23 protein-coding genes are annotated in these 21449 nt (G+C 34.0%); 19 read left to right on the top strand and 4 right to left on the bottom strand.

The features are described from left to right. The first annotated feature begins 95 nt into the window (after window positions 1-95). The 19 genes from aspS (at window position 96) to GON26_RS16085 (ending at window position 18724) form a co-directional block, all read left to right on the top strand. On the top strand, window positions 96-1847 hold the full coding sequence (gene aspS / locus GON26_RS16175; protein WP_160375811.1) for an aspartate--tRNA ligase: 1752 nt from the start codon (window positions 96-98) through the stop codon (window positions 1845-1847). 284 nt (window positions 1848-2131) lie between these two features. Further along, a complete protein-coding gene (locus GON26_RS16170) occupies window positions 2132-2326 on the top strand; it encodes a cold-shock protein (protein ID WP_007137066.1) in 195 nt (64 codons plus the stop codon). A gap of 243 nt (window positions 2327-2569) precedes the next feature. Beyond that, window positions 2570-2935, top strand: a complete 366-nt coding sequence (locus GON26_RS16165) for an NADH-quinone oxidoreductase subunit A (protein WP_160375810.1) — start codon at window positions 2570-2572, stop codon at window positions 2933-2935. 161 nt (window positions 2936-3096) lie between these two features. Next, the gene (locus GON26_RS16160) at window positions 3097-3645 is read left to right on the top strand and encodes an NADH-quinone oxidoreductase subunit B (protein WP_160375809.1); all 549 of its coding nucleotides are present in this window, start codon (window positions 3097-3099) and stop codon (window positions 3643-3645) included. 1 nt (window position 3646) lies between these two features. Continuing rightward, on the top strand, window positions 3647-4168 hold the full coding sequence (locus tag GON26_RS16155) for an NADH-quinone oxidoreductase subunit C (protein WP_160375808.1): 522 nt from the start codon (window positions 3647-3649) through the stop codon (window positions 4166-4168). Window positions 4169-4192: 24 nt separating this feature from the next. Continuing rightward, a complete protein-coding gene (locus GON26_RS16150; protein ID WP_160375807.1) occupies window positions 4193-5431 on the top strand; it encodes an NADH-quinone oxidoreductase subunit D in 1239 nt (412 codons plus the stop codon). 70 nt (window positions 5432-5501) lie between these two features. Continuing rightward, complete coding sequence (locus tag GON26_RS16145; protein WP_160375806.1) at window positions 5502-6032, top strand: complex I 24 kDa subunit family protein; 531 nt, start codon at window positions 5502-5504, stop codon at window positions 6030-6032. 3 nt (window positions 6033-6035) lie between these two features. Beyond that, a complete protein-coding gene (locus tag GON26_RS16140) occupies window positions 6036-7187 on the top strand; it encodes an AAA family ATPase (RefSeq protein WP_160375805.1) in 1152 nt (383 codons plus the stop codon). Then, on the top strand, window positions 7187-7816 hold the full coding sequence (locus tag GON26_RS16135) for a DUF3226 domain-containing protein (RefSeq protein ID WP_160375804.1): 630 nt from the start codon (window positions 7187-7189) through the stop codon (window positions 7814-7816). The genes GON26_RS16140 and GON26_RS16135 overlap by 1 nt, the downstream gene beginning before the upstream one ends. A gap of 6 nt (window positions 7817-7822) precedes the next feature. Further along, entirely contained in the window at window positions 7823-9193 is a 1371-nt protein-coding gene (nuoF, locus tag GON26_RS16130; RefSeq protein WP_160375803.1) for an NADH-quinone oxidoreductase subunit NuoF, read from the top strand. Window positions 9194-9363: 170 nt separating this feature from the next. After that, entirely contained in the window at window positions 9364-10395 is a 1032-nt protein-coding gene (locus GON26_RS16125) for a 2Fe-2S iron-sulfur cluster-binding protein (RefSeq protein ID WP_160375802.1), read from the top strand. A gap of 2 nt (window positions 10396-10397) precedes the next feature. Further along, entirely contained in the window at window positions 10398-11453 is a 1056-nt protein-coding gene (nuoH, locus tag GON26_RS16120) for an NADH-quinone oxidoreductase subunit NuoH (protein WP_160375801.1), read from the top strand. A gap of 137 nt (window positions 11454-11590) precedes the next feature. Then, window positions 11591-12136: a NuoI/complex I 23 kDa subunit family protein gene (locus GON26_RS16115; protein WP_160375800.1), complete on the top strand. Its 546-nt coding sequence runs from the start codon at window positions 11591-11593 to the stop codon at window positions 12134-12136. After that, window positions 12137-12676: an NADH-quinone oxidoreductase subunit J family protein gene (locus GON26_RS16110; RefSeq protein ID WP_160375799.1), complete on the top strand. Its 540-nt coding sequence runs from the start codon at window positions 12137-12139 to the stop codon at window positions 12674-12676. Then, window positions 12676-12996: an NADH-quinone oxidoreductase subunit NuoK gene (gene nuoK, locus GON26_RS16105; RefSeq protein ID WP_110305969.1), complete on the top strand. Its 321-nt coding sequence runs from the start codon at window positions 12676-12678 to the stop codon at window positions 12994-12996. The genes GON26_RS16110 and nuoK overlap by 1 nt, the downstream gene beginning before the upstream one ends. 6 nt (window positions 12997-13002) lie before the next feature. After that, complete coding sequence (gene nuoL, locus GON26_RS16100) at window positions 13003-14886, top strand: NADH-quinone oxidoreductase subunit L (RefSeq protein WP_160375798.1); 1884 nt, start codon at window positions 13003-13005, stop codon at window positions 14884-14886. A 10-nt stretch (window positions 14887-14896) separates the two neighbouring features. After that, window positions 14897-16336: a complex I subunit 4 family protein gene (locus tag GON26_RS16095; RefSeq protein WP_160375797.1), complete on the top strand. Its 1440-nt coding sequence runs from the start codon at window positions 14897-14899 to the stop codon at window positions 16334-16336. Between the two features lie 64 nt (window positions 16337-16400). Further along, window positions 16401-17792 carry an NADH-quinone oxidoreductase subunit N gene (locus GON26_RS16090; protein WP_160375796.1) on the top strand — a complete coding sequence of 464 codons (1392 nt, stop codon included), beginning with the start codon at window positions 16401-16403 and terminating at the stop codon, window positions 17790-17792. A gap of 158 nt (window positions 17793-17950) precedes the next feature. Next, entirely contained in the window at window positions 17951-18724 is a 774-nt protein-coding gene (locus GON26_RS16085) for a Bax inhibitor-1/YccA family protein (protein ID WP_160375795.1), read from the top strand. A gap of 64 nt (window positions 18725-18788) precedes the next feature. Here GON26_RS16085 and GON26_RS16080 read toward each other — a convergent pair whose 3' ends face one another. The 4 genes from GON26_RS16080 to GON26_RS16065 form a co-directional block, all read right to left on the bottom strand. Beyond that, window positions 18789-19736 (bottom strand): DUF3078 domain-containing protein, encoded by a 948-nt coding sequence (locus tag GON26_RS16080; protein WP_160375794.1) that lies wholly within the window; start codon window positions 19734-19736, stop codon window positions 18789-18791. Between the two features lie 79 nt (window positions 19737-19815). Continuing rightward, window positions 19816-20325 (bottom strand): DUF2480 family protein, encoded by a 510-nt coding sequence (locus GON26_RS16075; RefSeq protein ID WP_160375793.1) that lies wholly within the window; start codon window positions 20323-20325, stop codon window positions 19816-19818. A gap of 74 nt (window positions 20326-20399) precedes the next feature. Then, complete coding sequence (locus tag GON26_RS16070; protein ID WP_160375792.1) at window positions 20400-20723, bottom strand: SUF system Fe-S cluster assembly protein; 324 nt, start codon at window positions 20721-20723, stop codon at window positions 20400-20402. A gap of 2 nt (window positions 20724-20725) precedes the next feature. Beyond that, window positions 20726-21448 (bottom strand): hypothetical protein, encoded by a 723-nt coding sequence (locus GON26_RS16065; protein WP_160375791.1) that lies wholly within the window; start codon window positions 21446-21448, stop codon window positions 20726-20728. Between the last annotated feature and the right edge of the window lies 1 nt (window position 21449).

Genomic DNA, 21449 nt, shown 5'->3' with positions numbered 1-21449 from the left:
TTAACAAAATATTTCAAATTAATAAGCATCAAGTTATCACTTTACTATATTATTTTGAATTTTGTGTTTACTTTTGCAGTCTAAAATTTTGATCAATGTATAGAAGTCATAATTGTGGCGAGTTAAACGCCTCAAATATTAATACCGAAGTTACACTTGCTGGTTGGGTGCAAAAATCACGCGATAAAGGATTTATGAATTGGGTGGATTTGCGTGACCGTTACGGAATTACACAGCTTATTTTCGATGAAAGTCGTACCGATAAAGCCGTTTTTGAGTTGGCAAAAACCCTTGGAAGAGAATTTGTAATTCAGGTAAAAGGTACCGTGATTGAGCGTGAAGCCAAAAACAAAAACATTCCGACAGGTGAAATCGAAATTTTAGTTTCTGAATTGACTATTCTAAATGCAGCATTGACTCCTCCTTTTACAATTGAAGATGAAACAGATGGTGGAGAAGACATTAGAATGAAATACCGTTATTTAGACATTCGTCGTAATCCTGTAAAAAACAGTTTATTGTTTCGTCATAAAGTAGCAATGGAAGTTCGTAAGTATCTTTCTGATTTGGATTTTTGCGAAGTTGAAACGCCTTACTTAATCAAATCGACTCCGGAAGGAGCGAGAGATTTCGTAGTACCTAGCCGTATGAACGAAGGACAATTTTACGCGTTACCACAATCGCCACAAACTTTCAAACAATTATTGATGGTGGGGGGAATGGATAAATATTTCCAAATCGTAAAATGTTTCCGTGACGAAGATTTACGTGCAGACCGTCAGCCAGAGTTTACACAAATCGATTGCGAAATGGCATTTGTGGAACAAGAAGACATTTTGAATGTTTTTGAAGGATTGACCAGACATTTACTAAAAGAAATTAAAGGTATCGAAGTAGATAAATTCCCGAGAATTACCTACGATTATGCCATGAAAACATATGGAAATGACAAACCGGACATTCGTTTTGGGATGAAATTTGGTGAGTTAAACGAATTTGCACAACATAAAGAATTCCCAGTATTTAATGCTGCCGAATTGGTTGTGGGAATTGCAGTTCCGGGAGCAGGAAACTACACCCGTAAAGAAATCGATGCTTTGATTGACTGGGTAAAACGTCCGCAAGTAGGCGCATCAGGAATGGTGTACGCAAAATGCAATGACGACGGAACTTACAAATCATCTGTAGATAAATTTTACGATCAGGACGATTTAGGACAATGGGCAAAAATTACAGGCGCACAACCTGGCGATATGATTTTTGTACTTTCTGGTCCAGCGGATAAAACTCGCGGCCAACTTTCTGCTTTACGTATGGAATTGGCAACTCGTTTAGGATTGCGTAAACCAGAAGAATTTGCTCCGTTATGGGTAATTGATTTCCCTTTATTAGAGTTAGATGAAGAAAGCGGTCGTTATCACGCCATGCACCATCCATTTACTTCTCCAAAACCAGAAGATATGGCTTTGCTGGAAACAGCACCAGGAAAAGTGCGTGCAAACGCTTACGATATGGTTTTGAACGGAAATGAAATTGGTGGAGGTTCTATTCGTATTCACGACAAAGCGACACAACAATTGATGTTTAAATATTTAGGTTTCACCGAAGAAGAAGCAAAAGCACAATTCGGATTCCTGATGGACGCTTTCCAGTTTGGAGCGCCGCCTCACGGAGGATTAGCTTTTGGATTGGATAGATTAGTGGCTATTTTAGGAGGTCAGGAAACCATTAGAGATTTTATCGCATTTCCAAAAAATAATTCCGGGCGTGACGTGATGATCGATGCTCCAGCTGCAATTGATGATGCTCAATTAAAAGAATTATCCATTATGCTAGATTTAAAATAATACTTCAACATTTTAAAATATTAAAACTGTAACCAGAAAATTCTAGTTGCAGTTTTTTTATGTTTTTATTAAGTAGTTAATTTATTACAACAACGAGATCTAAATAGAAGTTTGAAGTATCTTTATTGATTCGATATTTTAACGAGTTCCTATCAAATTTGATGCAATATAAATAGCGAAAACACTGTAAATCAATAATTTTTAGAAAAAATTAACACTCTAATGTCTTTTGTATGAATTTATATGTTACATTTGCTTCATTATAAATTATTATTACAATTACAATGCGTACAGGTACAGTAAAATTTTTCAATGAGTCTAAAGGTTATGGATTCATTACAGACGAAGAAACAGGAAAAGATATCTTCGTTCACGCTTCAGGAATTAACGCGGAAGAATTACGCGAAGGTGACCGTGTAAGCTACGAAGAAGAAGAAGGAAGAAAAGGGAAAGTTGCTGCTAAAGTAGCAGTAATCTAAGAAAAATATAGCAATTTATTTTTTTTGCCTCTGAATGGTTTTAAAAACGTTTCGATTTATTTCGAAGCGTTTTTTTTTGGCCTTGTCTTAAAAAACTGTTAAAAAACCAAATCTTATTTATAATCAATAAAAATTAGAAGTAAACACTCTTTAGTAGTGTACTTAAATCATTTTTTAGCTTGTGATTTACAGAGTTGACAGTTATCTTTGTGGCTTATTTTTTAAGTAAAAAACCCTAAGTTTATGCAATCTGACCAATACAGTTATCTTCCTATTTTAATGCAGCTTATTCTGGCTGTTGGTTTTGTGGTAGGAACTATCATTATTTCCGGAAAATTAGGCCCAAAAAGAACTTCTGAAATCAAAGATAAAAACTTTGAGTGTGGTATCGAATCTGTTGGTAACGCCCGTATTCCGTTTTCTGTAAAATATTTCCTTGTAGCCATTTTGTTTGTTTTGTTCGATGTAGAGGTGATTTTCCTTTATCCTTGGGCGGTAAACTTTAAAGAATTAGGAATAGAAGGAATGCTGAAAATGATTGTTTTCATGTCGTTGCTTTTAGTTGGCTTTTTCTACATCATCAAAAAGAAAGCTTTAGACTGGGAATAAATACGATTTTAGATTTTAGATTTCTGATTTTAGATTTAAATGTCTGGAATTAGGATTTGAAATTTAATCTCAATAAACAAAACGTGATTTAAAAAACTTGATTTTCTTTTTACGATTTCCAAAAAAAATCTAAAATCTAAAATCAGAAATCTAAAATAAAAATGAGCGATTCAAATGTAAATATGGTTGCCCCTCCGGAAGGCGTAGTTGGTGAAGGCTTTTTTGCTACCAAACTAAATGACGTTGTAGGTATGGCACGCGCGAATTCTCTTTGGCCTTTACCGTTTGCAACTTCTTGTTGCGGAATCGAGTTTATGGCTACAATGGCATCACATTACGATTTAGCACGATTTGGTTCTGAGCGTGTGAGTTTTTCTCCCCGTCAGGCGGATATGTTAATGGTAATGGGAACTATTTCTAAAAAAATGGCGCCAATTTTACGTCAGGTTTACGAGCAAATGGCAGAGCCTCGTTGGGTAATTGCTGTTGGAGCTTGTGCTTCTTCAGGTGGAATTTTTGATACATACTCTGTTTTACAAGGTATTGACAAAGTAATTCCAGTTGATGTTTACGTTCCTGGATGCCCACCCAGACCAGAACAAATTGTTGATGGTGTAATGAAACTGCAAGAATTAGTACGAAGCGAATCTGTGAGACGCAGAAGCTCTCCAGAATACCAAGAATTATTGGCTTCATATAATATTTCATAAGATGGCATTAGAAAACACCCTGATTCAGGATAAACTTATAGAAACATTTGGCGAAAATGTTTTCAACTTTCAACAGGAAAGAGATATTTTTTCATTAGAAACATCTGCTGACAAAATCACAGCATTGATTCTTTTCTTGAAAAATGACGCTGATTTACGTTTTCACTTTTTAACTGATTTATGCGGAATTCATTATCCGGATAATGAGTCTGAGCGTCAGTTTGCGATTGTATATCATTTGCACAATTGGTACGAAAACAAACGTATTAAAATCAAAGTATATCTTAACGGAGAAAAACCAGAGATTAAAACTATTTCGAATATTTTCTTAAGTTCTAACTGGATGGAAAGAGAAACGTACGATTTTTATGGTGTGAACTTTATTGGTCACCCTCAATTGAAACGTATTTTGAATATGGATGAAATGGTATCGTTCCCAATGCGCAAAGAATTCCCGATGGAAGACAGCGGAAGAACAGATAAAGACGACAGATTCTTTGGAAGAACAACAACAAATTGCTAAAAATAAATAATTCAACATTATAAAATGTCAGAACTATTATTATCACCAGAGCATCGCTATGCTAAAATAATTAAGGAGAAACTAAACGAAGACGGAAGCGAGCTTTCGGTTCTGAATTTAGGTCCAACTCACCCAGCTACGCACGGTATTTTCCAAAATATCCTGTTGATGGATGGAGAAAGAATTCTGGAGGCTGAACCTACTATTGGTTACATTCACAGAGCTTTCGAAAAAATCGCCGAAAACCGTCCTTTTTACCAAATTACACCACTTACGGATCGTATGAATTATTGTTCGTCTCCTATCAACAACATGGGATGGTGGATGACTTTGGAGAAATTGTTAGGTGTTGAAGTTCCTAAAAGAGCGCAATATTTAAGAGTTATCGTAATGGAGTTGGCTCGTATTACCGATCACTTGATTTGTAACTCGATTCTAGGTGTAGATACTGGTGCTTATACTGGTTTCTTGTACGTTTTTCAATTTAGAGAAAAAATCTACGAAATCTACGAAGAAATTTGTGGTGCTCGTTTGACTACTAATATGGGAAGAATTGGTGGATTTGAAAGAGACTGGTCTCCAGAAGCTTTCAGAAAACTTGATAAATTCCTTGAAGAATTTCCAGTTGCCTGGAAAGAATTCGAAAACCTATTCGAAAGAAACAGAATTTTTATTGATAGAACTGTAAACGTAGGGGCAATCTCAGCAGAGAAAGCAATGGCTTATGGATTTACAGGTCCAAATTTACGTGCTGCGGGAGTTGATTACGACGTTCGTGTAGCGCAACCTTACTCATCGTACGAAGATTTCGATTTTATTGTTCCTATTGGAAAATCAGGTGACACTTACGATCGTTTCTGTGTTCGTAACGCCGAAGTTTGGGAAAGTTTGAGCATTATTCGTCAGGCGTTGGAAAAAATGCCAGCCGGAAACGAATACCATGCTGAAGTTCCTGATTACTACCTTCCTCCAAAAGAAGATGTTTACACTTCGATGGAATCTTTAATTTATCACTTTAAGATTGTAATGGGAGAAGTTCCTGTACCAGTTGCAGAAATTTATCATCCAGTTGAAGGTGGAAACGGAGAAATCGGATTTTATTTGGTTACAGACGGAAGTAGAACTCCCTATAGATTGCATTTCAGAAGACCGTGCTTTATTTACTATCAGGCCTATCCAGAAATGATTAAAGGTGCTTTGTTATCTGATGCAATTGTTATTTTGTCAAGTTTAAATGTAATAGCAGGAGAACTTGATGCCTAAAAAATTTAGATTTTAGAATTTAAATTAAAAAATTTGTGACTTTGCGCCTTAGTGGCAAAAAAAGAATAAAATGGAAAGAAAACATTACAAACAAGAAATAAATATGACTGAAGCATTGATGACCCGCATCAATGAATTAATCAGTCATTATCCGGAAGACAAAAGAAAATCAGCTTTGTTGCCTGTTTTGCACGAAGTGCAGGATGCTCATGGCAACTGGCTGAGTATTGAACTGCAGGATAAAGTTGCCGAAATTTTGCACATCAAACCAATTGAGGTTTACGAAGTGGTTACGTTTTATACCATGTACAACCAAAAACCAATTGGAAAATACATGTTCGAATTCTGCCAGACTTCTTGTTGTTGTTTAAATGGTGCTGAGAATTTAATGGATTATACTTCTGAAAAATTAGGCATCAAAATGGGCGAAACCACTCCAGACGGAATGTTTACCATTGCTGGTGTAGAATGTCTTGGTGCTTGCGGCTACGCTCCGATGATGCAGTTGGGAGATTTTTACAAAGAAAAATTGACAGAAGAAAAAATCGATCAGTTAATCGCTGATTGTAGAGATGATAAAATAATATTACACGATAAATAAAAAGTGGAAAACAATCATTTAACATATTTCAAAATCGAAAATTTCAAGAAGTTTGACTCTCTTGAAGTAAACGATATTGGGCAATTTAATTTGATTGTTGGGGATAATAATGTTGGGAAAACTTGTTTATTGGAGGCTTTATTGATAGATGAAGATATTGATAAGTGCATTGAAAATCTACATAATACTTTATGTAAAAGAAATTTACATCTTCACCCAAAGAGAATTAATTCTAAAAATCCAATTTTTCCAGATAAAAATTATTTCGATTATCTTAAAAATAATGTCTCAAATAAATTTATTACAATTAACTGGAAAAATGACAATTCTTCTTTTAATTTTAAATTTGAGGATAAAAAAATTGAAGAGCTGACTGAACTAGATTTTGAAAAAGAAGTTAAAAACAACTATGATATTGGTAGGCCGAATTTATGGATTAAAACATATATAAATGATGAATTTAATAATCTTCAATTTATGTATTTGGATGATTTTAGAACTAAATTCAGTCATGGTTATCAGCCTTTTATAAGTAAAGATGCTGGTTTTAATGTTGATGTCAATCGTTATTATGCTGAAGAAATTGGTTTAGGAGAAAATGAAAGTATTAGTTCTGATTTAGATGATGATTTTATTAATTTTAAAATAAAATCTTTAAGTTACAACGACCAACAAGATTTTATAAAGACATTGTCAATTTTTTTTGAAGATATAGAAAATGTAATGTTGAAAAGTTATTTCAATAGGGATATTCTCTCTTTAAAATTAAAAAGAAATGAAGATTATCTTCCTATAACATATTTTGGAGATGGAGTAAATCAATATATTCGTTATATTTTAGAAATATATAAATGTAAAAATAATCCAATTATGATTGATGAAATTGCAACGGGAGTTCATTACTCTAAAATGGAGAATTTTTGGATAAATATTTTTAAGATATGTAGAGAGTTAGAAGTTCAATTATTCGCTACAACTCATAGTCAAGAATGTACAGAAGCTTATGTAAATGCTTCAGCTACTTTAAATATAACAAGTGACATTAGATTAATAAAACTTGAAGAAAGTAGTAATAAAGAAAAAATCTATGCTTCAACTTTTACACATAACCAAATTAGTGCAGGATTAGATTCTAATGTTGAATTAAGAGGTTAATGAAAGAGTACGGTTTAAATAAAATATTTGTAGAAGGGAATAGTGATAAGTTATTTCTTGATTTTCTTTTAAAATCATTTTTTGGAATTGATGACAAAGGTTTAGTTGTAGATGTAAAAGGGAAAGATAAATTAATTGATCAACCTTTATTAACGGATGCGAGAAGAAAAGATGAAGGAGCTAAAAATTTAATTGTTTTTGATACAGATTCTGCAAAAATTAATGGAGGAAGAATAAATAGATTGAAAGAGTTAGATAATATTCAAAAAGGTTTAGAGACAAAATTCGAAATATATTTACTTCCTTTTAATGATGAAAATGAGGGGATTTTAGAAAATTTACTTGATAGTTGTATAAATAGTAATTTTAATTTTTTTGATCTTTGTTGGGATGGGATGATTGATTGTATTAAAAAATCAAACAAAGAAAATTTAAACATCCCTGCTCAAAAAGCATTTATATATTCTAAAATTGATTTATTTAAAAATCAGAGAAGCATTAAATGGGATTACAAAGGTGCAACTACTTATAATTATGCAGATAGTGCAATATGGGAAATTGACCCTAATAAAAATAATGAAATAAAAAAATTACTAGATTTCATAAATGATAATCTATTTAATGATTAAATAAATATGTCACAGAAAATATTATTAGATAAAATCAATGTTCCAGGAATCAAAACCTACGAAGTATATCGCCAAAATGGGGGTTATGCTTCTGTAGAAAAAGCTTTGAAAACACTTACGCCAGACGAAGTGGTTGAAGAAGTTAAAAAATCAGGTCTTCGTGGTCGTGGTGGAGCAGGTTTCCCAGCAGGAATGAAATGGAGTTTTATTGATAAAAAATCAGGAAAACCAAGACATTTAGTTTGCAACGCTGATGAGTCTGAGCCAGGAACTTTCAAAGACAGATATTTGATGGAATTTATTCCTCACTTATTGATCGAAGGAATGATTACCTCAAGTTTTGCCTTGGGAGCTAACCTTTCATACATCTACATTCGTGGAGAATATATGTGGGTTTTCAAAATATTAGAAAGAGCTATCGCCGAAGCAAAAGCTGCCGGTTGGTTAGGAAAAAATATATTAGGTACAGGTTACGACTTAGAACTTCACGTTCATTGTGGTGCTGGTGCTTATATCTGTGGAGAAGAAACTGCACTTATTGAATCATTAGAAGGAAAAAGGGGAAATCCTCGTATCAAGCCACCTTTCCCGGCAGTTTCAGGACTTTGGGCAAATCCAACAGTGGTAAACAATGTTGAAACTATTGCAGCAGTGCCATGGATTATCAATAATTCTGGTGATGATTATGCGAAAATTGGTGTTGGTCGTTCTACTGGGACAAAATTAATTTCGGCTTCCGGACACATCAAAAATCCTGGAGTTTATGAAATTGAATTAGGTTTAAGTGTTGATGAATTCATGAATTCTGATGAATATTTAGGCGGAATGTCTTCTAGCAGACCTTTGAAAGCATTTGTTCCTGGAGGTTCTTCAGTGCCAATTTTACCAGCTGAATTGATTTTCAAAACAGCAAACGGCGAAGATCGATTAATGACTTACGAATCTCTAAGTGACGGTGGTTTTGCTACCGGATCTATGTTAGGTTCTGGAGGATTTATAGTGTACAACGACACGGCATGTATCGTTAGAAACACTTGGAATTTTGCTCGTTTCTATCACCACGAATCTTGCGGGCAATGTACACCTTGTCGCGAAGGAACAGGTTGGTTAGAAAAAATATTATGGAGAATTGAAAACGGTCAGGGCCGTGAAGAGGATATCGAATTATTATGGAGTATTCAATCAAAAATTGAGGGTAATACAATTTGTCCTCTTGGTGATGCCGCTTCATGGCCAGTAGCAGCAGCGATTCGCCACTTTAGAGATGAGTTTGAATATCACGTTCGTTTCCCGGAAAAAATAAAAAACAGAGAGCATTTTGTCGCTGAACCTTTCTCGCAAGTGAAACATTTAGTAGGCGGTAAAGTAATCGTATAAAACATAAAAGCAGAAAGTTAAAAAGTTAATCATTTAAAAGGACAGCAACTCTTTTGAATATTTCAACTTTCAACAAAGAAGTTTAAAATAGTTTCAAGTTTCAAGCTTTTTTAGTTTCAAGTACAACAACCTGAAACTTTAAACGGGAAACTTAAAAAACAAAAACAAAGATGAAAGTAACCATAGACGGTCAAAGTATAGACGTAGAGCCAGGAACAACAATCCTGCAGGCTGCACGTATGATTGGGGGAGACCTAGTTCCGCCAGCCATGTGCTATTACTCAAAATTAAAAGGGAGCGGCGGAAAATGTCGTTGTTGTTTAGTTGAAGTTTCTAAAGGAAGTGAAGCTGACCCAAGACCAATGCCAAAATTGATGGCATCTTGCGTAACAGGATGTATGGACGGAATGGAAGTAAACAGTAAATCGTCGGATAGAGTTACGGAAGCCCGTAAATCTGTAACCGAATTTTTATTGATCAATCATCCACTAGATTGTCCGGTTTGTGATCAGGCTGGTGAGTGTGATTTGCAAAATTTAAGTTTCGAACACGGAAATCCAAAATCCCGTTTTATTGAAGAAAAAAGAACATTTGAACCAGAAAATATTGGTCCAAATATTCAACTACACATGAACCGTTGTATCTTATGTCAGAGATGTGTACAAGTCGCAGATCAATTGACAGACAATAGAGTTCACGGAGTATTAGACCGTGGTGACCACGCTAATATTTCTACAGGAATCTCAAAAGCTATCGACAACGAGTTTTCAGGAAATATGATTGACGTTTGCCCAGTTGGTGCGTTGACGGATAAAACTTTCCGTTTCAAATCGAGAGTTTGGTTCAACAAACCTTACAATGCACACAGAGAATGTACAACTCCAGGATGTTGCGGAAAAACTACGGTTTGGATGTTTGGAGGAGAAATTCAACGTGTTACGGGTCGTAAAGATGAGTACCATGAAGTAGAAGAATTCATCTGTAATTCTTGTCGTTTTGATCACAAAAATGTTGAAGACTGGACTATTGAAGGACCAAGAGAATTTGAAAAAGATTCTGTTATCAACCAAAATAACTACACTCAAAAATTAGAGAAAGTACAAATCGATACTGAAAAGAACATTCTTTTGGGTAGAGATGCTGACCGTAAAAAAATTAGTATGGCTGAAATTCCATTAAACACTAACAACAAAAATTCTTAACGATGGTAGATGGTGCATTTATTATAGAGAAAAGCGTTGTAATTGTAGTGGTTTTTGCTGTAACGATGATTATGGCGATGTACTCTACCTGGGCAGAACGTAAAGTAGCTGCTTTTCTACAAGACCGTGTGGGTCCAAACCGTGCAGGTTGGGGTGGTTTATTACAACCGCTTGCTGATGGTTTGAAATTATTTTCGAAAGAAGAATTTTTTCCGAATACGCCTAACAAATTTTTATTTGTTGTAGGTCCCGCAATTGCCATGAGTACCGCTTTGATGACGAGTGCTGTAATTCCGTGGGGAGACAGATTGCATTTATTTGGAAGAGACATTTTATTACAAGCCACCGATATCAATATTGGTTTACTATATTTCTTCGGAGTGGTTTCTGTTGGAGTTTACGGAATCATGATTGGTGGATGGGCTTCGAATAATAAGTTCTCTTTGATGGGAGCGGTTCGTGCGGCTTCGCAAATGGTTTCTTATGAAGTTGCCATGGGATTATCGATGATTGCATTGTTGATGATGACAGGTACTTTGAGTTTAAAAGAAATCTCTGAGCAACAAGCTGAATGGCATTGGAATATTTTATACCAACCTTTATCATTCTTGATTTTCCTGATTTGCGCTTTCGCGGAAACTAACCGAACGCCTTTTGACTTAGCAGAATGTGAGTCGGAGTTGATTGGTGGTTACCACACAGAATATTCGTCAATGAAAATGGGATTCTATTTATTTGCTGAATATGCAAATATGTTTATTTCGGCAACTATAATATCGGTATTGTTTTTTGGAGGATATAATTATCCTGGAATGCAATGGATGGTAGAAAATGTGGGTGTAAATACGGCTAACTTATTAGGAATTGGAGTTTTATTTGTAAAAATATGTTTCTTCATATTCTTTTATATGTGGGTTCGTTGGACAATTCCGAGATTTAGATATGACCAATTGATGCACTTAGGATGGAGAATTTTGATTCCGCTTTCTATTGCTAATATTATCGTTACCGGAATTGTTATTTTGAGACACGATATCGCAGTTTATTTCGGATTTTAACAACGAGTGCCCTAGCCCTGATAGTAGTGGATCCCGATTTTTCATCGGGAGAAACGGATAGCAGGATTAGCTACAAATAAAAAATAAAATAGATTTGAAATTGATTTTGACTTCAAATCATAAATTATACATTAAAAATGTCAATAGAAACTATATCATTATCGGGTAGAAAAAAGTTGGTCTCTAACAAGGAGATGACTTTTTTGGAGCGATTGTATCTTGTGGCGATTGTAAAAGGTTTGTTTATTACGATCAAACACTTTTTTAAGAAGAAAGCTACTATTCATTATCCAGAACAAGTGCGTGAAATGAGTCCGGTTTATCGTGGTCAGCACATGTTGAAACGTGATGAGCAAGGTCGCGAAAACTGTACTGCTTGTGGATTGTGTGCTTTGTCTTGTCCTGCAGAAGCGATCACAATGAAAGCTGCGGAACGTACTGCTGATGAAAAACATTTGTACAGAGAAGAAAAATATGCTTCGATTTACGAAATCAATATGTTGCGTTGTATTTTTTGTGGACTTTGTGAAGAAGCTTGCCCGAAAGACGCAATTTACCTGACGACTTCGAAAGTTTTGGTTCCTTCTAGTTATGAAAGAGAAGATTTCATTTTTGGAAAAGACAGATTGGTGATGCCTTTGGAGATGGCTTTGAAAAATACTCAACTAAATAACGCTAACTAAATGATACATATTCCTGATTTTGCACACGCAACTACGGTACAAATTATATTTTGTTTCTTGGCGTTTATCACGGTTGCTACCGCTTTTTTGACTATTTTTAGCAGAAACCCAATTCATAGTGCTATTTATTTAGTGATTTGTTTTTTCTCTATTGCGGGTCATTATTTACTTTTAAATGCTCAGTTTTTGGCTGTCGTACATATTATTGTTTACTCGGGAGCAATTATGATCCTGTTTCTGTTTACGATCATGTTGATGAATCTGAATGAACAGCGAGATGTTCATCGCCCTAGAATTACACGCTTGGGAGCTATAGTTTCTTTTTGTTTGATTTGTATTGTATTGATTGCCATTTTCATCAATTCGAAACCAATTGTTGGTGAATATGACTCAACGGGTGAAGATTTCCAATCTATCAAAGTTTTAGGTAAAATATTACTGAACGAATATATGGTTCCGTTTGAATTTGCATCGATCTTACTTTTGGTAGCGATGATTGGAACTGTATTATTGTCTAAAAAAGAAAAATTAAATAAATAATGGGTAATATATTAAATCAAATAGGTATCGAAAACTACATCTTTTTGTGTGTTGTACTTTTCTGTATTGGTATTTTTGGTGTATTGTACAGACGAAATGCGATTATCGTTTTTATGTCTATCGAAATCATGTTGAATGCGGTTAACCTTTTATTTGTTGCTTTTTCGACTTATCATCAGGATGCACAAGGACAGGTTTTTGTGTTCTTTTCGATGGCAGTTGCTGCGGCAGAAGTTGCGGTAGGATTGGCGATTTTGGTTTCTATTTTTAGAAATTTAGGGTCAATTAGTATCGATAATTTAAAAAACTTAAAAGGATAAATGGAAATGGATACCAATTTAGCTTTAGTATTAGTATTAGCTCCTTTTTTAGGATTTTTAATCAATGTTTTTTTTGGAAAAAGCCTTGGCAGAACAGTTTCCGGAATTATCGGAACTGCTGCAGTAGTGGTTTCTTTCCTGGTTACAATTTTCTTTTTTAATCAAATTACATTAACTGGAAAAGCCATTCAGATTACTTTATTTGACTGGATTCAGATAAGTAATCTTAAAATCAATTTAGGATTTTTATTAGATCAATTGTCATTACTTTGGTTGCTTTTTGTAACCGGTATTGGTTCATTGATTCACTTATATTCTATCAGTTACATGCACGATGACGAGAATATGCACAAGTTCTTTTCTTATTTGAATTTGTTCGTGTTCTTTATGATTACACTTGTAATAGGAAGTAACTTATTAGTTTTATTTATCGGTTGGGAAGGCGTTGGACTTTGTTCGTATTTATTAATTGGATTCTGGTACAAAAACCAGGATTACAATGATGCTGCGAAAAAAGCTTTCATCATGAACAGAATAGGAGATTTAGGTCTTTTAATCGGAATGTTTATTCTGGGTTCGATGTTCTCGACTTTAGATTATGCGACTTTAAAAACTGCAATTGCCGGAGCTGCAAATTTGAATATTCCGTTGCTTTCATTAGCAGCTTTGTGTTTATTTATTGGAGCTTGTGGTAAATCGGCACAGATTCCGTTATACACCTGGTTGCCTGATGCGATGGCTGGACCAACTCCGGTTTCGGCATTGATTCACGCGGCAACGATGGTTACGGCGGGTATTTTTATGGTAACAAGATTAAACTTTGTTTTTGACCTGGCACCAGATGTTCAGACTATAATAGCAATTGTTGGTGGTATAACTTCGTTAGTTGCGGCAACAATTGGTTTGGTTCAAACCGATATCAAAAAAGTATTGGCTTACTCTACGGTTTCACAATTAGGATTAATGTTTTTAGCATTAGGATTCGGTGCTTACGAAGTAGCTGTTTTTCACGTAATCACACATGCTTTCTTCAAGGCTTGTCTGTTCTTAGGTTCAGGTTCTGTAATACACGGATTGCACGGAGAACAGGATATGCGTAAAATGGGTGGTTTGCGAAGCGCCATGCCTATTACTTTCTGGACTATGTTAGTATCTTCATTAGCGATTTCCGGAGTTCCATTCTTTTCAGGGTTTTTCTCTAAAGACGAAATTTTATTGACTGCTTTTCATCACAATAAAGCATTGTATGTTATTGGTTCAATCGCTTCAATCATGACGGCTTTTTATATGTTTAGATTGATGTTCCTGACTTTCTTTAAAGATTTCAGAGGAACTGAAGAACAAAAACATCATTTACATGAAAGTGACGGTTTAATTACTTTTCCTTTAATGATTTTAGCGCTTTTGGCTACTTTTGGCGGAGTAATTAGCTTGCCTGGAAACAGCTGGCTTAATGAATATTTGGCTCCTCTTTTCACGAAAGTGGCAGGAGAAGAACACCACTTAGGGACCACTGAATATATCCTGATGGGAGTTGCGGTTCTGGGTGGGTTATTAGGAATTTTAATTGCTTACATCAAATATTTCAAACAAGACAATGTTCCTGAATCTGATGAAAACATCACAGGTTTAGCGAAAGTTTTATATAACAAATATTATGTAGATGAAGCTTACGATGTTATTTTCGTAGCTCCTGTAAATGCTTTGTCTAAATTCTTTAGAGATTATATCGAAACAGGTTTGTCAGCACTTGTTTTTGGATTAGGAAAAGTAACCAACGAATTAGGTTTTCAGGGTAAAAAATTACAAAGCGGAAGCATCGGATTATATCTTTTTGCATTTGTTTTGGGTCTTTGCGCCATTGTTTCCTATATATTTTTAGCTCAATAATTTTATAACTATGAACGTTTCTCTTATATTAATTATTCTTTTAATTGGTGCATTTGCCACTTATTTGGTTGGTGACAAACTAGCTTCAAAAGTAGCTTTGTTCTTTAGTTTGGCAGCATTGGGCTGTTCGGTTGTATTGACCAATCATTTTTTGGCTGGTGAGAGCATCAGTTTAATCAATGCCTGGATTACACAACCTAAAATTTCCTTCGCATTAAATGCTGATGGATTGGCTATCGCTATGTTGCTTTTAACTGTAGCCTTGACTCCAATTATTATATTTTCTTCTTTCGGGAACGAATATAAAAATGCTAAAGGTTTTTATGCTTTAATATTATTTATGGCTTTTGCTATGACAGGGACTTTCCTTGCAGCAGATGGTCTTTTATATTATATTTTCTGGGAGTTGGCTTTGATTCCGATTTACTTTATTGCGTTAATTTGGGGTAATGGAGATAGTGAAGAACGCAGAAAAGCGGTGGTTAAATTCTTTATTTATACCCTTGCTGGTTCGTTATTTATGTTGGTTGCGTTTATCTATTTATATCAAAAAGCAGGAAGTTTCCTAATTGAGGATTTATACAAATTAAATTTATCTGCTTGTGAGCAACTTTGGATATTCCTGGCTTTCTTTTTAGCGTACGCTATTAAAATACCAATCATTCCTTTTCACACTTGGCAAGCAAATGTATATCAAAAAGCACCAACTGTTGGAACTATGCTTTTGTCTGGTATCATGCTAAAAATGGGATTGTACAGCGTTATTCGTTGGCAATTACCACTTGCGCCTCTTGCTGCAAAAGAATACATGAATATTTTTATTGCACTTGGAATTGCTGGTGTTATCTACGGTTCAATAGTAGCTTTAAGACAAAAAGATTTAAAGAAATTATTAGCTTATTCTTCTCTTGCACACGTTGGATTAATCGCTGCAGGAACTTATACGTTGACTATTGATGGTTTACGCGGAGCGGTTTTACAAATGATTGCGCACGGTTTTGTAGTAGTGGGATTATTCTTTGCTGCAGAAGTTATTTTTAGAAGATTCGAAACAAGAAATATCTCAGAAATGGGCGGTATCCGTATTCAATCTCCAAAATTTACTTCGATGTTTTTAATTTTAGTTTTGGCTTCGGTTGCGCTACCATCAACTTTTAACTTCGTTGGAGAGTTTACCGTTTTGTATAGTCTTTCTCAAATTAATGTTTGGTTTGCTGTTTTAGGCGGAACAACGATTATTTTAGGAGCTTACTATATGCTTAAAATGTTTCAACATGTAATGTTAGGCGACAAAAATGCTAAAACTTTTGCTGATGTAACGATCAACGAAGGAATTTCATTAGTGGTAATTATTGCGGTTTTAATCTTTTTCGGATTTTATCCAAAACCAATTACCGATTTGATTACACCAAGTTTAGAAACTATTTTAAACGTTATCAACAAGAATTAATATTTTAAATAAAAATAAATTAGGGCGTCATTAGTTTTAGATTTCCTAAATCAAAAAAACAAAAATGAATACATTAATAGCTATAACAGGATTGGGTATTTTCTGCCTATTGTTTGAAATTCTTAATTTAAGAAAAGGCATTATCCCATTTACCATTTTAGGATTATTAGGCGTCCTGGCACTTAATTTTTCAGAATTTGGTTCTACAGAAAGTTACTATAATAATATGATTGCGGTGAGCAAATTCTCAACTACGTTTTCATCATTGTTTATTGTTTTAACTATTTTCCTGGTAGCATTAAGTCATAATTTCTACGAAAATCATCCAACCAAAATTTCTGATTTTGTGGCTATAAAAATATTTTTATTGGCTGGAGGAGTGGCCATGGTTTCTTTTGGGAACTTTGCGATGTTCTTCTTAGGAATCGAAATTCTATCTATTTCACTTTATGTTTTAGCCGCAAGTGAACGTTTGAATCTAAAAAGTAACGAAGCAGGTATGAAATACTTTTTGATGGGTTCATTCGCATCAGGAATTATCTTATTCGGAATTTGTTTGATTTATGGTGCAATGGGAAGCTTTGATATTGTTGAAATCAGCGAATATTCTCTTTCTGCCGAATTGCCAATCTGGTTCCCAATCGGAATGATTTTAGTGGTTATCGGAATGTTGTTTAAAGTAGCAGCAGTTCCTTTCCACTTTTGGGCTCCGGACGTTTACGAAGGTTCACCTGCATTGACAACAGCTTTGATGAGTACTTTGGCAAAGGTGGTAGCTATAGCAACGCTTTACAAATTAATTTCAGCTTTAAATTTTATTCCATCTTTAGAAAACCAAGACCATTTAGCAACTTTTGAGAATATTATTGTGATTATTTCAATTGCTTCTATGACAGTTGGAAACATCATGGCTTTACGTCAGGTAAATGTAAAACGTATGTTGGCATTCTCAGGAATCTCACACGCAGGATTTATGTTGATGACTTTGTTGAGTATTTCAACTTCAGCTGGTGTTTTATTATATTATACAAGCGCTTATGCTTTAGCAGGTATTGCTGCTTTTAGTGTTGTATTATATGTTTGCAAAAATCAGGACAACGAAGATATTACCAATTTTCATGGTTTAGGAAAAACAAATCCGTTATTGGCTGCAATTCTTACGGGTTCACTTTTATCAATGGCCGGTATTCCAATATTTTCAGGATTTTTTGCTAAATTATTCTTGTTCAATCAAACCATTGAAGCAGGATTTTTAATTTTAGTAATTGTTGCTGTAATCAATTCGATTATTAGTGTTGGTTATTATTTTAAATTAATTCTGGCAATGTATTCGAAAGAACCAAACCAGGAACGTACTGGAAAACCATTCCTTATTTATGGTGTAGCAATCATTTCAATGACATTAAACATTGTATTAGGTTTATTCCCTTCTTTAGTTTTAGATTTATTGAATTAAATTTCAATCCAAACACATACAATCCATCAAGAGTTTCTTTTGATGGATTTTTTTTATACAAATAATTCGAAAGAAAAATTCATGTTAAAAATTTTATCTAAATAATTACACATCAAAAAAACTAACTATATTTGAGTACAATTTAATGTAATTCAATTATGAACTTCAATTCAAAAAATCCATTTTTAAGTAACAAACGTTTTTCATCGAACGCAGTTTCTAAGGCTGAAGAAGTACACCAGGCACAAATTATTGATTATAATCAAGAAATGACTTTGTCAGGTACTATCAATAAAACAGCTATTTTGTTTTTATTATTATGTGGTGCCGCTATGGTAACATGGTGGATGGCTGATAATCAAATGAACCCATTACCTATTGCTATTGGTGGTGCTATTATTGGTTTGATTTTAGTAGTAATTTCTGCTTTCAAACCTCAATATTCTCCTTATTTAGCTCCAGGATACGCTATCTTTGAAGGTTTATTTATCGGTGGAATTTCGGCTATATTTGAAATTAAATATCCGGGAATCGTAGTTAACGCAGTAGGAGCAACCCTTGTTACCTTTTTGGTATGTTTAGGTTTGTACAAATTTAGAATAGTGAAAGTTACGGAACAATTCAAATCAGTAGTAATTGCAGCTACTTTAGCAATTGCAACTTATTACCTGATTTCGTGGGTTATTTCTATGTTTAGCAGTTGGACACCCGTTCATCACGGAAACTCTTTGATGAGTATCGGAATTAGTGTTTTTGTAATTATTATTGCAGCTTTAAACTTATTCTTAGATTTTGATCAGATCGAAAAAGGGGTACAGGAAAGAATGCCAAAATTCATGGAGTGGTACGGTGCAATGGGGTTAATCATCACATTAGTTTGGTTGTATATTGAATTTATAAGATTATTATCAAAATTATCCAGTAAAGATTAATTCTGGATTTATATACAAAAAAGCCTTTTTGAATTTTTCAAAAAGGCTTTTTTGTTTGAAGTATTTAAAATCCGAAATTGATACCCACTCCAAGTACTTGTCTGGTTTGAAAGCCCTGAAAAGCATTATCATCGTAAATGGCCTGGAAAGAAAAATTTGTTGACAGGTATTTATTGACTTTCATTACAATATTTAACGAATAATCAATGTCAACGTTTTTAGGTTTTTCTAAATAATTAGAATACATGTTCAACGTATTTTCGGCTGTAACATTCGTCATTATTGTAAGTTTGTAATAAGCAGAAGCATAAAAACCTAACTCATAACGTGTGCTTTTGTTGGCATCAACCCCAAAATAATCGCCATCTACATACGGTAATCCTGTTCCTGAATCGATACCAGTTGTATAAGCACTGTCAACAAAAGTAAATTTTGAGGTAAGTGGCGCAAAGTTTATTTTTAGGTTATCATCTTTGGTCCAGTAAATACCCGGTCCAAAAGTTAAGTATCCTGGAGATAAAAACGAAGTGTTTTCGGTTCTGATTTCTTTTCCGTTTTCATCTTGTCCGTACACATAACCAGTTGTAAATTGAGTTCTGAAGTTTACAAAAAATGAGTAATACCATTCCCCAAAAGCTCTTTTTCCGAGAACAGAGTTGAACTCGAAACGGTCATCGGTTTTCTTTTCGAAATCGGCATTTTTTGTTTGTAAAATACCATATGAAGCCAAAACTTTATTGTCCCAAGTGATATCATCTTTTTTGTAATTGAAGTCGTAATTGATGCCTAATGTTCCTGAGAAACTATCTTCACCTCCGGCAATCCAATTATTAAAGCTTGATTGATTCAGTAAAAAAGAAAAGTTTCCTTTCGTTCTCCAGCCATTTCCAATGGTGTCTTTTATCTTTTTTACCGCATTTTCGGTGTTTTTGATTAATTCTTTTTCAGAATTTTGTGCCTGAACAAAAGTAAAGCTAGCGAGTAAAAAAATGGATAGTGCTAAGTTTCTCATGGTTGTGAAGTTTAAATTGTAGGAACAAATATACTAAAAACCTGCAAAACGTTAAAAATTACTTAATTGTAAATGTAAATTATTTCTTAGCTTCTTTGTAAAGAGGTACCGCTGAGCAGGCTTCTCCGTACATAATACTTCTGGCAAAAGGCTGTAAATAGGTAGTAGCCAGAATGTAAGCGCGCATGGGTACCGGTTTTCTTGAACAACCTTTTACGATAACAGGTTTGTTTTGATAAACCGAATAATCTATTTTATTTAGGATTTCTTCGTATAAACTGGCTTCAAGATCTTCGATATTTCCGTTGACTACTTTTTTGGCATAAGGTGCCAATTGTACCGCAACCAAAATCGACGCCCAAGCAGGAACTATGGCATCTGTACTGCAATTGATGGCTACATACTGGTCTTGGTATTGTGACCAATCATGATTTTTTAAGTGCTCTCTAAAGTCTTTTTCTTTCAATAAAAATCCTTCTAAAAGCCATTGAGAAATGTCAATTTTAACGCGTGTTCCTTTTGGATAATAATCCTCCAGATCAAAAACTTCTAAAACACTATTGGCAACTTTATTGATAATTTCTTCCATATGAAAAAGTTAGTTTCAGGTTTCAGGTTTCAAGTTGTTGGAACGTGAAACCTAAAAATCTGAAACAAATATTTTTAAAGCATTCCTAATTCTAATTTTGCTTCTTCGCTCATTAAATCTTTGCTCCAGGGCGGATCGAAAGTAATTTCTACATCAACATCTTTGATGTTTTCGATTGTTTTTACTTTTTCTTCAACTTCTCTAGGCAGACTTTCTGCAACAGGGCAGTTTGGCGAGGTAAGCGTCATCAGGATTTTTACTTCGTAATCTGTGTTTACCATTACGTCATAAATCAATCCTAATTCGTAAATATCTACAGGTATCTCCGGATCGTAAATCGTTTTTAAAATCTTTACAATTGATTCTCCTAATTCGTTTGTGTCTATTTCTTGTTCCATAATTATTCTTTACTAAATGATTTTAAATCAAATGTTTCTTCAACACTGATTATTTTTTGAACTCCATATTCCGTATTTGAGAATAAAACATAAGGCGTTACTTTGTCGCTGTAATCCTTATTTAATTCTACGAGGTTTTTGTAAATTCTGTCGTGTACTTTATAAGTGTAATTTCCTTTTAAAGAATCGCTAGTTACAAAATTGATTTTTTTTAAATTCTCCTCAAATGTTTGATTGTAACTTACTGATTGATATTTTAAATAGACTTTTTTCTTATTATAATCTATTTTTACAGTGTAATTAAACTTCTTAAATTTCATTTTTAATATGTCTCTAAAAGAAGCATTTAAATAATCTACATCTTTGGAAACTTCTATTTTTGTACTATTTTTTAACGGATCATATGTCCCTTTAATGATTTCAGTTGAATGACTCAGAATACTGTAAATTTTCTTTAAATCTTTTGCTGAAAATTCTTCTAAAGCAATAAATCCGAGAATATTTGATTGTTCTTTTTTATTGCTGACAATCTTATATTTATGATCAGGAAAATTAGCTTTTAATGATAATGTATCCGCATACAAACCCTCTTTATCAAGTATGCAGTTTGCTCTTCTTTCGTATGTAAAATTAATTTTTGAAGATGTGGTTTTCTCTTTGTTTTGAGAAAAAACAAAGTTTCCGATTACAAATAGTACTAAGAAAATTTTCCTTTTAATATTCATT

The sequence above is a fragment of the Flavobacterium hydrocarbonoxydans genome (genome assembly GCF_009789235.1).
Classification (GTDB): domain Bacteria; phylum Bacteroidota; class Bacteroidia; order Flavobacteriales; family Flavobacteriaceae; genus Flavobacterium; species Flavobacterium hydrocarbonoxydans.
Note: the sequence above shows the minus strand (reverse complement) of the source record. Positions and strands in the feature narration are given on the sequence as shown.